General features: G+C 48.3%; 14 protein-coding genes and 1 other annotated feature. All 14 genes read right to left on the reverse strand.

The annotated features are described in order from the left end of the window. Nucleotides 1-323: 323 nt before the first annotated feature. The 14 genes from rpoC to BN1938_RS18585 all read right to left on the reverse strand — a co-directional run bounded on the left by rpoC (nt 324) and on the right by BN1938_RS18585 (nt 21246). The gene (gene rpoC, locus BN1938_RS18520) at nt 324-3950 is read right to left on the reverse strand and encodes a DNA-directed RNA polymerase subunit beta' (RefSeq protein WP_050641951.1); all 3627 of its coding nucleotides are present in this window, start codon (nt 3948-3950) and stop codon (nt 324-326) included. Nucleotides 3951-3964: 14 nt separating this feature from the next. Beyond that, entirely contained in the window at nt 3965-7822 is a 3858-nt protein-coding gene (locus tag BN1938_RS18525) for a DNA-directed RNA polymerase subunit beta (RefSeq protein ID WP_050641952.1), read from the reverse strand. 140 nt (nt 7823-7962) lie between these two features. Further along, nucleotides 7963-9141 carry a M20 family metallopeptidase gene (locus BN1938_RS18530; protein WP_050641953.1) on the reverse strand — a complete coding sequence of 393 codons (1179 nt, stop codon included), beginning with the start codon at nt 9139-9141 and terminating at the stop codon, nt 7963-7965. A 216-nt stretch (nt 9142-9357) separates the two neighbouring features. Further along, on the reverse strand, nt 9358-10854 hold the full coding sequence (gene araA / locus BN1938_RS18535) for an L-arabinose isomerase (RefSeq protein WP_050641954.1): 1497 nt from the start codon (nt 10852-10854) through the stop codon (nt 9358-9360). Between the two features lie 119 nt (nt 10855-10973). Continuing rightward, nucleotides 10974-11660 carry an L-ribulose-5-phosphate 4-epimerase gene (locus BN1938_RS18540; RefSeq protein WP_050641955.1) on the reverse strand — a complete coding sequence of 229 codons (687 nt, stop codon included), beginning with the start codon at nt 11658-11660 and terminating at the stop codon, nt 10974-10976. A 56-nt stretch (nt 11661-11716) separates the two neighbouring features. Beyond that, entirely contained in the window at nt 11717-12832 is a 1116-nt protein-coding gene (locus tag BN1938_RS18545; RefSeq protein WP_050641956.1) for a GntR family transcriptional regulator, read from the reverse strand. 386 nt (nt 12833-13218) lie between these two features. Continuing rightward, nucleotides 13219-14643, reverse strand: coding sequence for a pyruvate kinase (gene pyk, locus BN1938_RS18550; RefSeq protein ID WP_050641957.1), 1425 nt, complete (start codon nt 14641-14643; stop codon nt 13219-13221). Between the two features lie 15 nt (nt 14644-14658). Next, nucleotides 14659-15330 (reverse strand): potassium channel family protein, encoded by a 672-nt coding sequence (locus BN1938_RS18555; protein ID WP_050641958.1) that lies wholly within the window; start codon nt 15328-15330, stop codon nt 14659-14661. 12 nt (nt 15331-15342) lie between these two features. After that, a complete protein-coding gene (locus BN1938_RS18560) occupies nt 15343-16659 on the reverse strand; it encodes a TrkH family potassium uptake protein (RefSeq protein WP_087148807.1) in 1317 nt (438 codons plus the stop codon). Between the two features lie 29 nt (nt 16660-16688). Then, nucleotides 16689-17123, reverse strand: a complete 435-nt coding sequence (locus tag BN1938_RS18565) for a hypothetical protein (protein ID WP_050641959.1) — start codon at nt 17121-17123, stop codon at nt 16689-16691. A gap of 335 nt (nt 17124-17458) precedes the next feature. Next, nucleotides 17459-17827 (reverse strand): 50S ribosomal protein L7/L12, encoded by a 369-nt coding sequence (gene rplL, locus BN1938_RS18570; RefSeq protein ID WP_173005675.1) that lies wholly within the window; start codon nt 17825-17827, stop codon nt 17459-17461. Nucleotides 17828-17935: 108 nt separating this feature from the next. After that, on the reverse strand, nt 17936-18520 hold the full coding sequence (rplJ, locus tag BN1938_RS18575; RefSeq protein WP_025654513.1) for a 50S ribosomal protein L10: 585 nt from the start codon (nt 18518-18520) through the stop codon (nt 17936-17938). A gap of 36 nt (nt 18521-18556) precedes the next feature. Continuing rightward, nucleotides 18557-18694: a sequence feature (ribosomal protein L10 leader region), on the reverse strand. 61 nt (nt 18695-18755) lie between these two features. Further along, complete coding sequence (locus BN1938_RS18580; protein WP_050641960.1) at nt 18756-19736, reverse strand: glycoside hydrolase family 43 protein; 981 nt, start codon at nt 19734-19736, stop codon at nt 18756-18758. Beyond that, nucleotides 19729-21246 (reverse strand): arabinosylfuranosidase ArfA, encoded by a 1518-nt coding sequence (locus BN1938_RS18585; protein WP_050641961.1) that lies wholly within the window; start codon nt 21244-21246, stop codon nt 19729-19731. The genes BN1938_RS18580 and BN1938_RS18585 overlap by 8 nt, the downstream gene beginning before the upstream one ends. Nucleotides 21247-21252 lie beyond the last annotated feature (6 nt).

Below are 21252 nucleotides of genomic sequence, written 5' to 3' on the forward strand. Positions count from 1 at the left end.
ACCGCCTTCCCTACAATACAGTTAACCTAACTATACTGCATTTTTAGGGGAAACTCAAGATCAGAGTTCTTTTATTTGCTGTTTTATCCTGCCCTCTATTTTCTATCTTTAGCATATTATATTTATGAACAGCAAAAGACTGTCTTAAATAAGGCTTATCAGCAATAATTTCCCCTTAATCTTAAAAACAGACCCCGTGATCAGCGCCAAAGAGTATGTTCCTCTCCAGCCTGCTCACAGGGTCTGTATATTATACCTTATTCTGCAGTTAACTGCGGATCCGCCCGAAGGGCATGCGTTACGGGGTGCCCCTTGGGTATACTTTATTCTTCCCCAAAGACCAGTTCTTCGTCAAGCTCCAGTTCTTCATCAAAGTCAATCTCATCATCGAGTTCAAGCTCTGTGCTTAACTTCACATCACGGTATTTTCTCATACCCGTACCTGCCGGAATATGTTTACCGATGATGACATTCTCTTTCAGACCGATCAGGTGGTCCACCTTACCCTTGATTGCTGCCTCTGTCAGAACCTTCGTCGTCTCCTGGAAGGATGCCGCTGACAGGAAGGAATCTGTTGCAAGAGAAGCCTTGGTGATACCAAGCATGATCTGTTCGCCTGTTGCAGGCTCTTTGCCTTCCGCCTCCAGCTGTTCATTCACTTCTGTGAATTCCAGGACATCTGCCATGGTTCCGGGCAGGAATTCGCTGTCTCCTCTTTCCTCGATGCGGATCTTCTTCAGCATCTGGCGCACAATGACCTCAATATGCTTATCGTTGATCTCAACACCCTGCAGACGGTATACGCGCTGCACTTCCTGGATCATATAATCCTGTACCGCACGCAGTCCCTTAATCTTCAGGATATCATGCGGGTTCACGCTACCTTCTGTCAGCTCGTCACCGGCTGCCAGCTTCGCGCCGTCCTGAACCTTGATACGTGAACCGTATGGGATCAGATATGCCTTGGATTCGCCTGTCTCGTCGTTTGACACGATGATCTCGCGCTTTTTCTTTGTATCGCTGATGGTTGCAGTTCCTGCAAACTCAGTAATAATCGCCAGACCTTTCGGTTTTCTTGCCTCAAAGAGCTCCTCGACACGGGGAAGACCCTGTGTGATATCGTCACCGGCAACACCACCCGTATGGAACGTACGCATGGTCAGCTGTGTTCCAGGCTCACCGATGGACTGTGCGGCAATAATACCGACGGCCTCACCGACCTGCACCGCTTCGCCCGTAGCCATGTTTGCCCCATAGCACTTGGAGCATACACCGTTCTTGCATTTACAGGTAAGAATGGTACGGATTTTTACCGTATCTAAAGGATCACCCTTCGCATTCACACCCTTTTTCATGACTCTCTCCGCACGTCTCGGAGTGATCATGTGGTTCGCTTTCACAAGAATATTCCCGTCTTTATCTCTGATGTCCTCGCAGGAGAAACGTCCTGTAATACGCTCCTGGAGACTCTCAATCTCTTCATTTCCGTCCATGAATGCCTTGACATACATTCCCGGAATATCTTTGCCTTCCTCCGCACAGTCGCTGTCGTGGATGATCAGTTCCTGTGACACGTCGACAAGACGTCTTGTCAGGTATCCTGAATCGGCCGTACGAAGAGCTGTATCGGACAGACCCTTACGTGCTCCGTGCGCAGACATGAAGTACTCCAGTACGTCCAGACCTTCACGGAAGTTGGACTTGATCGGCAGCTCGATGGTACGGCCTGTCGTATCCGCCATCAGACCACGCATTCCGGCAAGCTGTTTGATCTGCTTATCGGAACCACGGGCTCCGGAATCGGCCATCATGAAGATGTTGTTATACTTATCCAAACCGGACAGCAGGGCCTCCGTCAGTTTATCATCGGTTGCCTTCCAGGTCTCGACCACTTCTTTGTAACGTTCTTCCTCCGTGATCAGACCACGCTTGTAGTTCTTTGTGATCCTGTCCACAGTATCCTGTGCTGCCTCAATCATCTGCGGCTTCTCAGGCGGCACGGTCATATCGGAAATGGATACGGTCATCGCTGCTCTTGTTGAGTATTTGTACCCGATCGCCTTTACATCATCCAAAACCTCTGCAGTCTGTGTTGCGCCGTGGGTATTAATGACTTTTTCCAAAATCTGCTTCAGCTGTTTCTTACCCACGTGGAAGTCTACTTCCAGCAACAGCTCGCTGCCTTCGGCCTCGCGGTCTACAAACCCCAGATCCTGAGGGATAATCTCGTTAAACAGCAGTCTTCCAAGTGTTGCATCGATCACTCCTGTCTTCTCACTTCCGTCCGGCATGGTCTTCTTTACGCGGACCTTAATTCTGGAGTGCAGGGTAATATATTCATTTTCATAGGCCAGGATGGCTTCGCTCACGCTCCTGAAGAACATGCCCTCGCCCTTTGCTCCCGGTCTTTCCTGGGTCAGATAGTAGATACCAAGTACCATATCCTGGGAAGGAACGGCAACAGGGCCGCCGTCCGACGGTTTCAGCAGGTTATTTGGTGAAAGCAGGAGGAAACGGCATTCTGCCTGCGCCTCCACTGACAGGGGCACATGGACAGCCATCTGGTCTCCATCGAAGTCGGCATTGTAAGCCGTACATACCAGCGGATGCAGCTTGATCGCCTTACCTTCTACAAGGATCGGCTCAAATGCCTGGATTCCCAGCCTGTGCAGCGTGGGGGCACGGTTCAGCATAACCGGATGCTCTTTGATCACTTCCTCGAGCACATCCCATACCTCAGGCTGCAGCCTCTCAACCATCTTTTTCGCATTTTTTATATTGTGGGCTGTCCCGTTCGCTACGAGTTCTTTCATCACGAATGGCTTAAACAGCTCGATTGCCATCTCTTTCGGCAGACCGCACTGATAGATCTTCAGCTCCGGCCCAACCACGATAACGGAACGACCGGAATAGTCAACACGCTTTCCGAGCAGGTTCTGGCGGAAACGCCCTGATTTACCTTTCAGCATATCGGACAGGGATTTCAGCGCCCTGTTTCCAGGTCCTGTTACCGGGCGGCCGCGGCGGCCGTTGTCAATCAGGGCATCCACTGCTTCCTGCAGCATACGCTTCTCATTGCGGACGATGATATCCGGTGCTCCCAGTTCCAGCAGTCTCTTCAGACGGTTGTTTCTGTTGATAATTCTCCTGTACAGGTCATTCAGGTCGGATGTCGCAAAACGTCCGCCGTCCAGCTGTACCATAGGGCGCAGATCCGGCGGGATGACCGGAATCGCAGTCAGGATCATCCACTCGGGCTTGTTTCCGGATTCCCGGAATGCCTCTACAACTTCCAGACGCTTTACGATTCTCGCACGTTTCTGTCCGGTGGCATTGGTAAGCCCCGCCTGCAGTTCGGTATATTCCTTCTCCAGATCAATTGCCTGCAGAAGTTCCTGGATCGCCTCGGCTCCCATTCCTACACGGAAGGAACCATAGCCCCATTTTTCTTTTTCTTCCTGGTACTCGGCCTCTGACAGTACCTGTTTGTACTGCATATCCGTCTCACCCTTGTCGAGAACGATGTAGGAGGCAAAATACAGCACTCTCTCCAGTGTCCTCGGTGAAATGTCCAGGATCAGGCCCATACGGCTCGGGATTCCTTTAAAATACCAAATGTGGGATACCGGCGCCGCCAGGGCGATATGCCCCATGCGCTCACGGCGCACGGAAGCCTTTGTCACCTCGACTCCGCATCGGTCGCAGACCACGCCTTTATAGCGGATCTTCTTGTACTTTCCGCAGTGGCATTCCCAGTCCTTGCTTGGTCCGAAAATCTTTTCGCAGAAAAGCCCGTCTTTTTCAGGTTTCAATGTTCTATAGTTGATGGTCTCCGGCTTTGTTACCTCGCCCCTTGACCAATCCATTATTTTATCCGGTGAAGCCAGCCCGATTTTGATCGCATCAAATGTTAACGGTTGGTATTGTTGTTCATTATTACTTGTTGGCATATAAATGGCTCCTCCTATTCTTCGTCATCCACAAACTCATCTAATTCGACATCGGCGTCATCGTCAAAGTCGTCTTCTTCAGGTTCCACGTCCTCAAGTTCTTCTCCAACAAACTCCTGCTCCGTAAATCCATGCTCCCCGTAAGGTTCGTTTTCATCACGGTATTTTCTGTCGCCTTCGATAATAGAATGCAGATCAGTCTCGCCATAATCCACGGTTTCCATAATCTCAACTTCTGTATTGTCATCCCGCAGCACGCGTACATCCAGCGCCAGTGACTGGAGCTCTTTTAAAAGTACTTTGAAGGACTCCGGTATGCCTGGTTCCGGGATGTTCTCGCCCTTAATGATGGCTTCATACGTCTTCACACGTCCGACAACATCATCGGACTTCACGGTCAGGATCTCCTGCAGAGTATAGGATGCACCGTATGCCTCCAGGGCCCATACCTCCATCTCTCCGAAACGCTGTCCGCCGAACTGTGCCTTACCGCCCAAAGGCTGCTGTGTAACCAGTGAGTAAGGGCCGGTAGAACGTGCATGGATCTTGTCGTCTACCAGATGATGCAGCTTCAGGTAATGCATGTGCCCGATGGTAACCGGACTGTCGAAAAACTCTCCCGTACGGCCATCGCGCAGGCGCACTTTACCGTCGCGTGTCAGCGGAACTCCCTTCCACAGCTTTCTGTGCTCTCTGTTATCTGAAAGATATTCCAGCACTTCCGGAAGCAGTTCGTCGCCGTGCTTAGCAGCAAATTCTTCCCACTCCAGATTGACATAGTCATTTGCCAGATCCAGGGTGTCCATAATGTCGATCTCGTTCGCCCCGTCGAATACCGGTGTGGAAATATTGAATCCAAGCGCCTTAGCGGCAAGACTCAAATGAATCTCAAGTACCTGTCCGATGTTCATACGGGAAGGCACGCCCAGCGGATTCAGCACAATATCCAGCGGCCGTCCGTTCGGCAGGTAAGGCATATCCTCTGCCGGCAGCACACGGGAAACAACACCCTTGTTACCATGACGTCCGGCCATCTTATCCCCGACGGAAATCTTTCTCTTTTGTGCGATATAGATACGTACTGCCTGATTAACACCAGGAGACAGTTCATCGCCGTTTTCTCTTGTAAATACTTTGGCATCCACGATGATACCATATTCACCATGAGGCACCTTCAGGGAAGTGTCTCTTACTTCGCGGGCTTTCTCACCGAAAATCGCACGCAGCAGTCTCTCTTCTGCTGTCAGCTCTGTCTCTCCCTTCGGAGTTACCTTGCCGACCAGAATATCCCCTGCACGCACTTCCGCACCAATGCGGATGATTCCCCGCTCATCCAGGTCTTTCAGCGCGTCATCGCCGACACCCGGAATATCTCTTGTGATCTCTTCCGGCCCCAGCTTTGTATCACGGGCCTCCGCCTCATATTCTTCAATATGCACGGAAGTATACACGTCGTCCTGCACAAGCCTTTCGCTCAGCAGTACGGCATCCTCATAGTTGTAACCTTCCCAGGTCATGAATCCGATCAGCGGGTTCTTTCCAAGAGCCATCTCACCGTTGGAAGTGGACGGACCGTCTGCAATTACTTGTCCTTCCTCCACCCTCTCACCTTTGTCTACGATCGGTCTCTGGTTGTAGCAGTTGCTCTGGTTACTTCTTAAAAACTTGGTCAGTTTATAGGTCTTCTTGGTTCCGTCATCGTGGCGGATTGTGATATCCGTCGATGTGGAACGCTCAATGACACCGGCCTTTTCTGCAACGATGCAGACACCGGAGTCTACTGCGGCCTTTACTTCCATACCTGTTCCGACAACCGGAGCCTCCGTGGTAAGAAGCGGCACCGCCTGACGCTGCATGTTGGATCCCATCAGCGCACGGTTGGCATCGTCATTTTCCAGGAAAGGAATCAATGCTGTCGCTACGGAGAACACCATCTTCGGGGAAACGTCCATGAAATCAAACTTGCTTCTCTCGTACTCCTGTGTCTCCTCTCGGTAACGTCCGGATACATTTCTGTGGATGAAGTGGCCTTCCTTATCCAGAGGCTCATTGGCCTGTGCCACATGGTAATTGTCTTCCTCATCCGCCGTCATGTAGACTACCTCTTCCGTGACGATCGGATTCTCCGGATTTTCCTTATCTATCTTGCGGTACGGAGCCTCGATGAATCCATACTCATTGATCCTTGCATAAGTTGCAAGGGAGTTGATCAGACCAATGTTAGGACCTTCAGGGGTCTCAATCGGACACATTCTTCCATAATGGGAATAGTGAACGTCCCGCACCTCGAATCCGGCACGGTCTCTTGACAGACCTCCCGGTCCCAATGCGGACAGACGTCTCTTGTGTGTCAGCTCACCGAGCGGGTTATTCTGGTCCATGAACTGTGACAGCTGGGAAGAACCAAAGAACTCTTTTACAGCTGCGGTTACCGGCTTGATATTGATCAGTGACTGCGGAGAAATTCCTTCCTGGTCCTGTGTGGTCATCCTCTCGCGGACTACTCTCTCCAGCCTGGACAGACCGATTCTGTACTGGTTCTGGAGGAGTTCTCCTACCGCACGGATACGTCTGTTGCCCAGATGGTCGATGTCGTCGTCATTTCCCATTCTGTACTCCAGGTGAATGTTATAGTTAATAGAAGCTAAAATGTCTTCCTTTGTGATATGCTTTGGAATCAGATCGTGGATATCTCTGCGGATTAAGTGCTTTAATTCCTCGATGTCTCCGCCGCTCTCCTCCAGGAGCCCCTCCAGTACAGGATAGTATACCTGTTCTGTAACGCCGGCTTCTCTTGGATCAATGTCTACGATTGCCTGAAGGTCTACCATCATATTAGAAAGAATCTTAATGTTACGTGACTCTTCTTCTCCTTCTACCCACAGATAAGGTACAGCTGCATTCTGTATGGTATCGGCAAGTTCCCTTGTGATGACCGTTCCCTTTTCCGCAACGATCTCCCCGGTCAGAGGGCTTACTACATCTTCTGCCACTCTCTGTCCCTTGACACGGTTCTTGAGCGCCAGTTTCTTGTTGAACTTGTAGCGTCCAACCTTTGCGAGGTCATAACGTCTTGGATCGAAGAACATACTGGTGATCAGGCTTTCTGCGCTGTCCACTGCAAGTGGTTCGCCTGGTCTTATCTTTTTATATAACTCTAATAAACCTTCCTGATAGTTCTCGGCTGTATCTTTGCCAAAACTTGCAAGGATCTTTGGCTCTTCACCAAACAGGTCGATGATTTCTGCATTTGTTCCGATACCCAGTGCACGGATCAGCACAGTGATCGGCACCTTTCTCGTTCTATCTACACGTACATAAAAAACGTCATTGGAGTCTGTCTCATATTCAAGCCATGCACCACGGTTTGGGATGACTGTTGCGGAATAAAGTTCTTTTCCCAGTTTATCGTGGGCAATCCCGTAATAGATACCCGGGGAACGAACCAGCTGGCTTACGATTACACGTTCCGCACCGTTGATTACAAAGGTGCCGGTCTTCGTCATAAGCGGAAGATCTCCCATAAATATTTCATGCTCGTTTATCTCATCGTTGTCTTTGTTGTAGAGCCGTACTCTGACTTTCAAAGGCGCAGCGTATGTTGCATCACGTTCTTTACACTCTTCGATGGTATACTTTACGTCATCCTCGCAAAGCGTAAAATCGACAAATTCCAGACTCAGATGACCGCTGAAGTCAGAGATCGGGGAAATATCGTCAAACACCTCTTTCAGTCCTTCATCCAGAAACCACTGGTACGAGTCTTTCTGGACTTCGATTAGATTCGGCATCTCTAATACTTCTTTTTGTCTGGAATAGCTCATGCGTGAACTTTTTCCGTTTGTGATGGGACGAATTCTGTTTTTCTCCATTGACGTTTCACTCCTCATATATTTTTTGGCGGGCTACGAGTCGCCCTTCGTTAGTTCTCTTAATCAGGAAAAGAGCCCTGTGACGTAAAGACAGTCACTACAATGGCATACCTTTCCACAATAGCGCATTTTCTACTATATCACAAAGCTCTTTTCATTGTCAACATATTTCTTACTAATTTACGAAAAACCTCTTGACATCTGTCGATTTCTGTGGTAATAACGAATTCATTCGGCTTATGAGCCTGCCTGAGACTGCCAGGTCCATAGGACATACATTCGGTGTTTTCCAGTACTCCGGCGATTACAGCGGTATCTGTGTAACCGGGAAATGGAGTGATTTGCACGGTTTTTCCCGTCACCTCTTCTGCAGCGCGTTTCAGTTCCCCCAGAAGTACAGAATCTGGGTGTGTTTCTATAGAAGGCCGGTCACCGGTTACCGTATAGCTTCCCTTAACTCCCGGGACCTGCTGTTCGCCATACGCAACGGCCTCTCTTACGATCTTCTCCGCCTTTTTCGTATCCACCGGGGGAACGAGGCGCATATCAACCGTTGCCATGCACTGATCCGGAACTACATAGGGGCTGTACCCTCCCCGGATCTGCCCGAAGGTTACAGTTGAGCGTCCCAGCTCCGGATGAACCGGGCACTCTGCTATTTTCTTTCTTATATAAGTAATCACAAATGCCAGACCCGCGATTGCGTCTGCACCCGCTTCGGGCATGCTGGCATGGGCAGTCATTCCCTGCATCTCCAGTTCGAACCAGGTGCGCCCTTTGTGCGCCATCTGAATCCTGCCATCCGTAGGCTCCATGTCCACGACCCAGTCCTCTGCCGTCACCCAGCCGTCAGCAACCGCCTGTTCAACGCCCCGCATATCCCCTTCCTCATCCACCGTTCCGATAAATACCAGAGGGTATTCCAGCTCCAGGGTCTTATCACGGATCTTGGCCGCTGTTTCCGCAAAAACAGACAGCGCACAGGCCAACCCGCCTTTCATGTCACAGCTTCCCCGGCCAAAAAGTTTTCCGTCTTTTATCTCCCCTGAAAATGCCTCCTTATCCCATCCGGAGCCTTCCACAACCGTATCCATATGGCAGATAAAAACCAGCGCCGGGTGGGAGACCTTTCCCGGAAGAACTGCCCTTATGTTCCGCCGCCCTGGCAGCACCTCAGAATTTTCCGGCTGTACTCCCGCACATACCAGATACCGTTCGATCAATCTGCTTACTGCTTCTTCATATGTGCCCGGATTCGTACTCTCTTTTTGCACCAGCTCCCGGGCCAAATCAACCGCATCCCATTTCTTGTGTTCCATTGCATCCTCCCCGATTACTGACTGTTTCCTAATTATACCATATTAGATTTAGATCTAAAAGGCCCCCCTCCCTTCTTCCCGCGCTTAAAATCAGAAAAACCGGGGCAGTATGGCGGCATTACATGAAATCATAAAGACTTCTTGTCATACTGCCAGGCTGCCCCGGTCTTTCTTATTCTTCCTTTACTCTGGCCTGCTGTCAGGTGGTAAACTCTGCTACTTCCTGAACGCGAGAGCGTTCCACCTCAATTCGTTCTTAAACTGGCGGATTGTTGTTTCATGATCGATATATACAGCCTCGATCCCCATGGCTGCTGCCCAGTCCCCCATCTGTTCTGCCGTCAGGTCATAGGAGAATGCGGTGTGATGCGCACCGCCTGCCAGAATCCACGCCTCCGCTCCCGTCTGCAGATTCGGCTGCGGAGTCCAGAATGCAGTTGCAACCGGAAGTTTCGGCATTGGTTTCTCTGTCTTTTTACAATCAACCGTATTGATAATCAGACGGAACCGATCCCCCAGATCAATCAAAGACGTTGCAACGGCCGGCCCTTCTTTGGCGGTGAACACAAGACGTGCAGGGTCTTCCCTGTCTCCCATGCTCAGCGGCTGCGCCTTGATACTGATCGGCCCGTCTGCGATGGATGGGCAAACCTCCAGCATATGTGCCTGCAGAATCCCTTCTTTTCCAGGCACTAAATTGTAGGTATAGTCCTCCATAAAAGAAGTTCCCTTGGCATCTTTGATTCCCTGGGTCATGATCTTCATAATGCGAACCATGGCTGCGGTTTTCCAGTCTCCCTCCCCGCCGAATCCATAGCCTTTTTCCATCAATCTCTGAATCGCTAGACCGGGAAGCTGTTTCAGGCTGCCGAGATCTCCAAAATGGGTTACGATTGCCTGATAATTTTTCTCTGTTAAAAACCGTTCGAAACCGATCTCAATCCCGGCCTGCACTGCCACATGCTCCCGAAATTCCTTTTCATCCCTTCCCTCAAGAAGGATTTCATATTTATCGTAATATTCTTCTACCAGTGCATCGATATCCCCTCTGGAAACCTGAGCCACTGCTTCTGCGATCTCATTCACCGGATAAGCATCTACTTCCCAGCCGAACTTGATCTGGGCTTCTACTTTATCGCCCTCTGTAACTGCCACGTTCCGCATATTATCGGCTATGCGCATAACACGTACATGGCTGCTCTCGATCACGCCCACACCCGTGCGCATCCATGAACCGATCTTCGCCTGTACCGCTTTATCGCCCCAGAAACCAACAACTACTTTACGTTCCATTTCCAACCGGCTGAAAATATGGCCGTATTCCCGGTCTCCATGTGCCGATTGGTTCTCATTCATAAAGTCCATGTCTATCGTATCATAGGGGATTTCCTGATTAAACTGTGTGTGCAGATGAAGCAGCGGCTTTCTGTACTCCTGCAGCCCCAGAATCCAGGACTTGGCCGGTGAGAACGTATGCATCCATGTAATGACCCCTGCACAGGTTTCATCCGTATTTGCCTCATTGAACGTCTTTCTGATCAGCTCGTTCGTAATAAGCGTTGGTTTCCATACTATTTCGTACGGAATTTCCCCGGACGCATTCAGCGCCTCCACAATCTGCCTGGAATGCTCCGCCACATGCGCCAGACATTCGTCCCCGTATAAATCCTGTGATCCCGTGCAAAACCAAAATTTGTACTGTTTTTGTTTCATGATAATACCTCCATTTCATAAGTATACGTAAAGTTACCCGTAAGGGGAGCGCAAGGGGGGCAGATCCCTCTGCAGAGGGGTCTGACCCCCTTGCACTCCGTTTTCAGAATATTCTCAAATTATTGTCCGTAGTAGGCGTCCGCCCCATGTTTTCTGTAATAGTGTTTGTCCTGCAGCTCCTGCGGTGCCGGCAGAACCTGTGGATTTATCATCTCGCTTCTGGCTGCCATCTTGGCCACCTCCTCCAGCACCACCGCGTTATGCACCGCTTCGCAGGCATCCTTCCCCCAGGTGAAAGGACCGTGGTTTTTGCAGAGTACAGCCGGCATAGAAAGATAATCTTTTTCTTTGAAATAATCTGCAATCAGGACTCCCGTGTTTTTTTCATATGCCTCATCGATTTCTTCTTTTGTCAGGTTTCTGACACATGGTATTTCACCGTACATATAATCGGCATGGGTGGTGCCGTAACAGGGGATTCCCCGGCCTGCCTGCGCCCAACTTGTCGCCCAGGCGGAATGGGTATGTACGATTCCTCCTATATCCGGAAATGCACGGTATAACTCCAGATGGGTCGGGGTATCCGAAGACGGGTTATATGTCCCCTCTATTTTGTTGCCTTCCAGATCCATGACTACCATATCTTCCGGGGTAAGTCTGTCATAGTCCACGCCGCTCGGCTTGATGACAAACCTCCCGGTTTCCTTGTCCAGGCCGCTTACGTTTCCCCAGGTGAATGTCACCAGGCCATATTTCGGAAGCTGCATGTTTGCCTCATAGACTTCCTGTTTCAGTTTTTCTAGCATCTTTATTCCTCCTAATACATCATATAATAATTAACTGCCGCTTAAGCAGACATAAATTACCGATAGCACTGCTCCCCCGGTTCAGAAAGAATGCGCACCGACTTTCGGATGATCATTTCCGGCTTCAGTTCTACGCTTTCTATTTCTTCCCCGCCATCCAGCATTATGAGCATTCTGGATGCCGCCAGGCCTGCAAGTTCTTTTACGGGATTCTGGGCCGAGGTAAAAGGGATTTCACAGCGTCCGGCCAGCTCTGAATTGTCAATCCCTACAATGGAAAGATCCTCCGGAATCCGAATGCCTGCACCCTTACAGATCCCCACCAGCTGATTGGCCACCTCGTCGTTGTAGCAGACACAGGCCGTACATCCCTTGAGCCTCCGCAGGTACCTGCCCTGATCCTCCTGCATCTCCTTCAGTTCACAAGTATCTATCCATGCAATCCGCTCGCTCTTTACCTTAATATCTCCCGCCATCAGGGCATCCACATAGCCCGCGTAACGCTTGTGCCCCTGCCCGTCATCGGATTTAAATATTCCCGCGATCTGTCTGTGACCGCACTGCAGAAGATGCTCCGTCACCATCCGCCCGGCAAGATAATCGTCCAGGCTCACATGCACTCCCTGCAGTTCCGGATAGTAACTATTCAAAAATAAAACCGGTATTTCTCTCTTCTCCAATTCCCGGTAAATGTCCAGATTAGGGTTCGGCAGACCGCTTTTGGTAGGTTCTGCAATAATTCCATCCACAGAATCTTCCCGCAGAAAACCTTTCAATATCATCCGCTCTTTTTCTACCGCATTATAGGTAAATGAGATCTGCAGCGTATAGCCTTCGCGGGACAATTTGGACTCCATCTCCCGCAGCATGCTGGGGAAAATGTACTCGTCTACATAAGTTGTCATAACAGCAATCCGCATGGTTCTGCTGCGCTTTTTCTCCCCCCGTTTTTCCTGCCCTTTTATATAAGTCCCACTTCCTCTGACCCTTTTCACTACCCCCCGGGCCTCCAGGACAGATACCGCATGCCTTGCCGTCTGCCTGCTCACCTGAAAAAGCGAAACCAGTTCATTTTCGGAATAAATCCGTTCCCCCGGCTTTCGCTTTCCCTCATCCAGTTCACGCATAATACAATCTGCAATCTCTTCGTATTTTGCCTTCTCCTCAGCCATAGGTTCCCTCCCTTCCCTTATTGAGCACTCTTGTTGTCTGCGTCCCCTTTAATTTCTCTCCCACCCAGGAGCCTGTTATTAGGGGGCTCTCTGGATATACCTTGTTTACGGCTTTGCTTTCAGGGCTTCCCCATAGAGACATGTATTCTATATATCCTTTGGTTATATTATAACTTTATTATATATTTTTTTTAAATTCAAGACGGAGTCTTTCATAAATGTACATACAACTACTCCTGTTTTTTTGTATTCTGTGCATATAATTTTAAAAGTTGTATGTGTACAACCTTCATTTATAGTATACCCAGACACATAAAAATACCTCATTCATAAAGCTTACCTTCCGCTTTATAAATGAGGCTTTTTACCGTAATTATATAAAACCGCTAATATTCGCCGACTAATGTAGTTTTCAGCAGGTTGGTGTTTCCGGATTTACCCAAAGGTACTCCTGCTGTCAGCACAACTATTTCCCCGTTTTCTACATAGCCCTTTTTCTCTGCGGCCTCGGTGGCATGCAAAAACAGAATTTCCATACTATACTCCTCCCGGATATGCACCGGCAGGACACCCCATGACAGGTTCAGCTGGCGGCACGTATGCTCATCCGGTGAACACCCTACAATCATGCACCCCGGACGGTACTTTGATATCATACGCGCCGTACGCCCGGACTTGCTCACTGTTATAATTGCCTTAGCCCGCAGGTCAATTGCTGTCATACAAGTGGCATGTGAAATGGCTGTCGTCATATCTGTCCTGCTCTCCCTGCCGCGTATGCTGAACAGCTGATTATAATCGATGTCACTTTCCGTCCGCACCGCGATCTTCACCATCGTGCGCAGCGCTTCCACAGGGTAGCGTCCGGCTGCCGTCTCCCCGGACAGCATAATTGCACTTGTCCCCTGATAAATTGCATTTGCAACGTCGGTCGTCTCCGCCCTGGTGGGCCGCGGATTTTTCATCATAGAATCCAGCATCTGCGTGGCCGTGATCACCTGCTTCCCTGCGTTGTACACCTTTCCGATGACAGCCTTCTGTATCACAGGAACTTCCTCCAGCGGTATCTCTACTCCCATATCTCCCCGGGCAATCATGATGCCGTCGGCCGCCTCAATAATGCTGTCGATATTGTCCACACCCTGCTGATTCTCAATCTTGGCGATAATATTAATAAATTCACCTCCGTTTTCGTCCAGAATCTGCCTGATCTCATTTACATCTTCCGCAGAACGAGTAAAGGATGCGGCAATAAAATCAAACCCTTCCCGAATCCCAAACAGAATATCCTCCCGGTCCTTCTGACTGATAAAAGGCATATTTACACTGACTCCCGGAAGATTCACGCCCTTATGGTCAGAGATCACGCCTCCATTCACGACCCTGCAGATTACAGAGCTGCCTTCGATCCGCTCCACGACCAGCCCCACCAGTCCGTCATCTATCAGAATGCTGTCCCCTGGTTTTACATCTTTATACAGATCCGCATAAGTAACCGATACCGCCTCCTGTGTGCCCTCTATCTCTTCCGGTGTCAGAAGAAACTCCTGCCCTTCCTGCAGCTCCACTCTGCCCTCTTTAAACCTGCAGAGCCGGATCTCCGGTCCCTTTGTATCCAAAAGAGCGGCGATCGGCTTATCCAGCCGCTGCCGGACTGCCTTCAGCTCATCCAGACGTTTTTTCTGTTCCTCATAGTTCCCGTGAGAGAAATTGAATCTCGCCACATCCATACCTTCTTTGGCCAGCTGTTCCAGAACCCCTTCCCGGTCAGTGGCCGGTCCCAAGGTACAGATAATTTTTGTTTTCCGCATACAAAATCCACCTTTCTACGCCAGCAGGCTGCCCTCATATCTGCTGACGTTCTCTGATTTTCCAATGACAACAAGGATATCGCCTTCTGCAAATATATACCCGGGACTGATCTCCGTCTCGGTTATTCCTTTATGTTGGATGGCAATAATATTCAGCCCGGTTTTCTGTCTGAACCGTGTCTCCTCCAGGCTTTTTCCTATCACCCTCGTCGGCACCATAACTTCCGATATCTCAACATTATTGTCCAGTGTAATCGAATCCATCACACTGCTTACAAGCATTTTCTTGGCCAGGCGCAGGGCCATGTCGCGCTCCGGATATACAACCTCGGCGCCAATCTTCTCGAGCACCTCCCCCTGGTCTCTGCTGATAGCCTTTGCAATGACCCGCTTAACACCAAGATTGACTACGTTGAGGGTAACAAGGATGCTGGTGTCAATCTTCTCTCCAATGCAGACAACAACCGTATCACAGTTTTGAATGCCGATTTCCTCCAGCACTTCCTTCGTCAGTTCATCTGCAACATACGCAAAATCCGTATAACGCCGCAGTTCCTTCACTTTATATTCACACCGGTCCACCACAATCACTTCCCTGCCGGCTTCAGCCAGTTTTTGCGCCAGCGCTGTACCGAACCTGCCTAATCCTATAATCCCATAACTTTCTGATAATTCTTCTTTTAACATCCTCTTCAACTCCTAACCAATTGTAATATTTTCCTCGGTAAATACCGCGGTGGACGGTTGTTTAAAGCTCCACATTGTAACAATTGTAAGCGCCCCCAGCCTTCCGATAAACATCGTCATTATGATCACCAGCTTACCCGCTATACTCAAATCCGGCGTAATGCCCGTGGAGAGCCCTACCGTTCCAAAGGCAGACGTACATTCAAAGAGCAGCTGCATAAAGGAGTACTCCGGTTCGAGCAGACACATCGTAAATGTTGACGCACAAACCACAATCATCGACAACAATGTAATAATAAATGCCTTAAACACCACTTTTTCCGGGATTTTCCTCTTAAACGCAGTACAGTGCTGGTTGGTTGCCGTACTTTTAATAATATTGAGAAGTACAAACAATGTACTTGTCTTAATGCCTCCTCCGGTTGAGCCCGGTGAGGCTCCGATAAACATCAGTATCGTCAGGATAAATAGTCCCGCAGAAGTAAAGCTTCCGATCGGATATGTTGAGAATCCCGCTGTCCTGGCAGAAACGCTCTGAAAAAAGGCCCCCAGCCAGGTTATGTCTTCCGTACACTTTAGTGATAACGTCCCCACCGCAAGCAACACAATGCTGGTGAGGATTACCGCTTTAGAATGAAGGGACAGCCGCCGGAAGTTTCTGTTTTTCAGTACATCCAGAATGACCAGAAATCCCAGGCCGCCGAATATAATCAGTCCGCAAGTTGTCAGATTCAGGAGCACGTTTCCCTGATATGGTATCAGGTTTGTCAGTCCTCCCAGAATATCAAACCCCGAGTTATTAAATGCGGCTATGGAATGAAACATGCTGATTCCCAGTGCATCCAAAGGTGAATATTTTTGTACAAACACCAGAAAACTCAAGACCGCTCCTACACCTTCGAAGCACAGTGTCATAAAGAGCACATGCTTCACAAGTATGACCATGCCCTGAAAGCCGCTTACGTTCAGTGCCTCTTTCACCAGCAGCCTTTCTTTGAAGCCAATCTTTCTGCCTGCTGCCAGTATAATGCCCACGCCCACAGAGGTCACGCCCAGGCCGCCGATCTGTATCAGCAGCGCCACAACCGTTCTGCCAAAAACCGTAAAATGCTCCGCCGTATCAATCGCAATCAGACCGGTCACGCAGACAGCGCTTGTGGAGGTAAACAGAGCGTCGATCCAATGTACCTCGGCTCCCTCTCTGACAGAAACCGGCAGTTTTAATAATACGGTCCCCAAAAGAATTACACAGGCAAACCCCAGCGTAATCAGCCGGGCCGGCGACTGCTTCTTAAAGAACTCTTTTCCCGCCTGCAATATGAAATTCACAATAATTAACGCTTCCTTTCGTACTATAATTATAAGACTGTACAGAAAGCGCCTGTTCTTTTTTTCCCATCCTGCTCATGCACAAATCCGAATACAATCCTCCATAGAAGTGTATTCACATCCCTCACAAAATGGAACATTAATAAAATAACGCATGGAATTACAGCTATTTTGAATAAAACAGCCAAAATAGAATCAAAATAGACCTTTACCTTCAGATTCCAGTGATTAGGGCTCTGTTCTCTGCCTACAGAAAAAGAGGATGCCCGCGCCCCTCTGTCAGATACAGCAGAATCTGCCAGCTGACCGTTCGCACGGCTGATCTGTGCCCCACCGGGAGCAGAACTTTCCCTGTGCTGCACAGATGTTATAGAATGCCCTGAGACGAGCAGACTTACCGTAAATAACAGTACAGTAAATAAACAGATAGCAATGATTATTTTATTTTCACTTTTTATCTTCATATCCCTTACTCCTGCCTGCTCAAATGCTTCTCTGACACTGTATTTCTTTTCTATTAGATATATGCATTATAGGGCTGAAAGTTCAGGTTGTCAATCCTTAATCAATCCGAAAATCACAGAGGATTTTTTATAGCTGCGAGCACTTAGCGGCCGTATTTTGGCCACTTACGTGCGATGCATAAAAAATAGTTGGCAAGGTCTTTTCGCGCCTTACTTTTTTTATATCGTAACAGTTCATGAAAGCCCGGACTGTTACCTTGCATCACAAAAACAGCCATACCTGCACTAAAGCAGATATGGCTGTATATTAGCGTTTCCGTTACAAAAGCACCCGATTATTTCAGGTTAACTTCTGCTCCTTCACCTTCCAGTTTCGCTTTGAGTTCTTCAGCTTCTGCCTTAGAAACTGCTTCTTTCACTACCTTCGGTGCTCCGTCAACTAATTCTTTTGCTTCTTTTAATCCAAGTCCTGTGATCTCACGAACAACTTTGATTACTTTAACCTTAGAAGATCCAGCGGATACGAGCTCTACATCAAACTCATCTTTCTCTTCTGCTGCTGCACCTGCTCCGTCTCCTGCTGCTGCAACTACAACGCCTGCTGCTGCAGATACACCAAATTCTTCTTCACAAGCTTTTACTAATTCATTTAATTCTAATACTGATAACTCTTTGATCGCTTCGATCATTTCAGCTGCTGTCAATTTAGCCATTTTAATATCCTCCATTTTAGATTATTTTCCGGGCTCCCTGGCCCTCATTTTAATTTCTCACTTTTCGGTTCCCTGAAATCTCAGGTAATCCAGATCGGCTTACTCAGCCGGTGTCTCTGCTGCTTCCTCTGCAGGAGCTTCTGCTGTCTCAGCCGGAGCTTCTTCTGCTGCCGGAGCCGCTTCAGCTGCACATGCATCTGCGCCGCCCTGTTCTGCAATCTGCTTGATAACACGAGCAAAATTGGTAATAGGGGACTGCATACTTCCAAGCAATTTGGAAAGTAACTCTTCTCTTGAAGGAATCTTGGACAGTTCTGTCAATCCAGCTACGTCATATACATTTCCTTCAACTACGCCGCCCTTTAACTCAAGTTTCTGTGCATCTTTTGCAAACTTGCAAAGGATTCTGGCCGGTGCTGTTGCATCTTCTTTCGAGATCGCGATAGCGCTCGGTCCTTCCAGACAATCTGTAAGTCCTTCGAACTCAGTTCCTTCGATCGCTCTCTTAATCATGGTGTTCTTGTATACTTTGTAAATAATACCTGCTTCTCTGAGCTGTTTACGAAGTTCTGTATCCTGAGCTACTGTCAATCCACGGTAGTCAACAAGAACAACTGACTGAGCATCTTTAATCTCTTCTGAAATTGCCTCAACGATTGGTTGTTTTAATTCAACTTTTGCCACGTTCTGGTACACCTCCTTATTTTATTTGTGCGTGTACTGCCAAAAATAAAAGCCCCTGTGTCCAAAGACACAGAGGCTCAATGATTCACATTAAGAATCATGATCTTCCTCGGCAGGCGGTTCAAACTTATGCCTTACGGCACCTGCTGTCTTCGGCAGTCAATTGCTATATTAGATTAGCACTAATTAATATGCTTGTCAATAGTTTTTTTAAGAAACGCAACGCGGCTTCATATCACAACAAATACTTCTTGCCCAAATCAAATACAGGCCTTCCGTTTTCGTCCCATACCACTTCGATCATCATTGTATGTCGGTTCGGATCGTATAACGGATCTCCTGTAATCTCATCATAACAGCGGGCATGAAATACGCAGATATCTTTTGTTCCATCTTCTGATTTCACAAAAGAATTGTGACCCGGTCCAAAGACCCCTTTTTCCTCATCCGTACATAAAACCGGATTCTTGCTTTTCTTCCAATTATTAGGGTCAAGTATGTCCTCAGATCCATGGACAGACAGCAATCCCATACAATACGCCTTACCGGTATCACTGGCAGAATAAGCCACATATATCATCTGATCATGTTTTATGACTGCGGGACCTTCATTCACCCAAAAACCAATCCGTTCCCACTGATAATCAGGTGTTGACAGCAGCACCTGCGGAGTTGCAAGTTTGTCTGGCCGTTCCATTTCCGCAATGTACAGATTCGAAATCTTTTTTCCTGTTCCCGTTTTCTCGGCCCAGATATAGTAGTATTCATTATTGTGCTCCATAATTGTGGCATCCAAAGAAAAGTCCTGAAATGAAAATTCATCACCGTCCGCCGCCTGCATCTGTCCCAGCTCTTCCCATTCATCCAGAAACGGATCATTGCCTTTACACGCAAGTACATAAGGCCTGATAGCCCAAATATCATCCACGTCGCCCGCCGCGTAATAAATGTACCATTTCCCCCATAGATAATGGAGCTCCGGCGCCCAGATATGAATACTTTGTTTTCCTGACAAATGCCGTTTCCACAAAGTTTTTTCTTCCGCCTCTGCCAGGCCTTTGAGGCAATTGGCCCGTCTTAATACAATCCTGTCATATTCCGGAACAGATGCGGTAAAATAATACATTCCGTCAAAATGTCTGTATACCTGCGGGTCTGCCCTGTTCGTTATAAAAGGGGTATTGTATAATGTGGTCACATAATTTTCTCTATTCATATTGCTTCACCTGAACCCGTATCATATTCCAAGAATAGGGCCTTATTTTACAGTCTATATTTTTATTTCCGTCCAGCGCGATCCGGTTGCACAGTGGCTTTACATTTTCATGATTGCATCTGTTATCCGCCTTTATATCGTTATGGAATAAAACGGTATGTTCCGCCTCATGTTCCACACAGAATCCCTGCAGATTCACATCCAATTCTGCTGCTTCGTTTCTTCTGTTCACAAGAAATATAACCAATTCATCTGCTTCTTCATTGAGGATGGCCACCTGATCCAGATATGGAACCTCTTTGTTTTTCTTAGTCCGATAAGACGGCGCCTTTAAGACACTCTCCATTAGAACGCCTCTCCCATATGCAGCCATATGAGAAAATGGGTAAAAAATCGGCTGTACCCAGACCCCGGCTCCCGGTTCCGTCATGATAGCGGCACTGATGTTGGTAAGCAGGGACTGACATGCCGCTTTTACTCTTTCACAGTTTTTAATCATGGCCATCATCATACTTGCAAAAAGCAGAGCATCCTCCATTGTGTAAATCTGTTCACTGAATGCCGGCGCCACCTCCCAGTCTCTGGCATTAACGGAATCCGCCACTTCCCCGCCGGGAATCTCCCAAACTCCCCATTCATCAAAACAGATATCGATTTTTTTATCTGACCGCTTTTTGCTTTTTACAGTATCACAGATTCCGATGACTGTCTGAATATATTCTTCCATTTCTACAGACTGTGACAAGAATTCATCCGTTCCTCTCTCCTGTCCGCCGTAATATTGGTGCAGGGAAATATAATCTGCAAATTCATAAGTGTATTCCAATACAATTCTTTCCCAGTCTGTATACGTTGCCACATCTGTTGACGAACTCCCGCATACCACTGTCTTTATATTTGGGTCCAGAGATTTCATGGCATGCGCTGTCTGCCCCGCCAGTTTTCCATAGTCCTCGGGGGTTTTGTGTCCAATCTGCCATATCCCGTCCATCTCATTCCCAAGACACCATATCGGAATCCCATAAGGATCCTCATGGCCATTTTCACATCTCCAGTCACTATATCGGGTTCCCGCCGGCAGATTACAGTATTCCAAAAGCGACACTGCATTTTCCACGCCCCTCGTTCCGAGATTTACCGCAAATAGAGGCGTGATCTCTGCCTTTTTGGCCCAGTCCATAAACTCATCCGTGCCAAACTGGTTTGTCTCTATGGATTTCCATGCTATTTCCCTGAGCCTGGGCCTTTCCTCTTTTTTTCCCACGCCAGCCTTCCAGTTGTAACAGGATACAAAATTCCCTCCCGGATACCTGACACAGGTAACGCCCATCTCCTTCACTTTCGAAATCACGTCTTTACGGAACCCGTCCTCGTCCGCTTCCTGGTGTCCCGGTTCATAGATCCCGCTATAGACCACTCTTCCCATATGTTCTACAAACGAACCATATAGAAGAGGATTAATTTCTGCTTTCCGAAAGTCTTTGTTTATGATCAGTTCTGCTTTATACATATTTTC

The sequence above is a fragment of the Eubacterium sp. SB2 genome (assembly GCF_001244405.1).
GTDB classification, from domain to species: domain Bacteria; phylum Bacillota; class Clostridia; order Lachnospirales; family Lachnospiraceae; genus Faecalicatena; species Faecalicatena contortus_B.

What these genes read in the sequence shown, in the direction of transcription:
- rpoC (WP_050641951.1), bottom strand. Translation starts at nt 3,950, where the DNA reads ATGCCAACAAGTAATAATGAACAACAATACCAACCGTTAACATTTGAT.
- BN1938_RS18525 (WP_050641952.1), bottom strand. Translation starts at nt 7,822, where the DNA reads ATGGAGAAAAACAGAATTCGTCCCATCACAAACGGAAAAAGTTCACGC.
- BN1938_RS18530 (WP_050641953.1), bottom strand. Translation starts at nt 9,141, where the DNA reads ATGGAACACAAGAAATGGGATGCGGTTGATTTGGCCCGGGAGCTGGTG.
- araA (WP_050641954.1), bottom strand. Translation starts at nt 10,854, where the DNA reads ATGAAACAAAAACAGTACAAATTTTGGTTTTGCACGGGATCACAGGAT.
- BN1938_RS18540 (WP_050641955.1), bottom strand. Translation starts at nt 11,660, where the DNA reads ATGCTAGAAAAACTGAAACAGGAAGTCTATGAGGCAAACATGCAGCTT.
- BN1938_RS18545 (WP_050641956.1), bottom strand. Translation starts at nt 12,832, where the DNA reads ATGGCTGAGGAGAAGGCAAAATACGAAGAGATTGCAGATTGTATTATG.
- pyk (WP_050641957.1), bottom strand. Translation starts at nt 14,643, where the DNA reads ATGCGGAAAACAAAAATTATCTGTACCTTGGGACCGGCCACTGACCGG.
- BN1938_RS18555 (WP_050641958.1), bottom strand. Translation starts at nt 15,330, where the DNA reads ATGTTAAAAGAAGAATTATCAGAAAGTTATGGGATTATAGGATTAGGC.
- BN1938_RS18565 (WP_050641959.1), bottom strand. Translation starts at nt 17,123, where the DNA reads ATGAAGATAAAAAGTGAAAATAAAATAATCATTGCTATCTGTTTATTT.
- BN1938_RS18580 (WP_050641960.1), bottom strand. Translation starts at nt 19,736, where the DNA reads ATGAATAGAGAAAATTATGTGACCACATTATACAATACCCCTTTTATA.
- BN1938_RS18585 (WP_050641961.1), bottom strand. Translation starts at nt 21,246, where the DNA reads ATGTATAAAGCAGAACTGATCATAAACAAAGACTTTCGGAAAGCAGAA.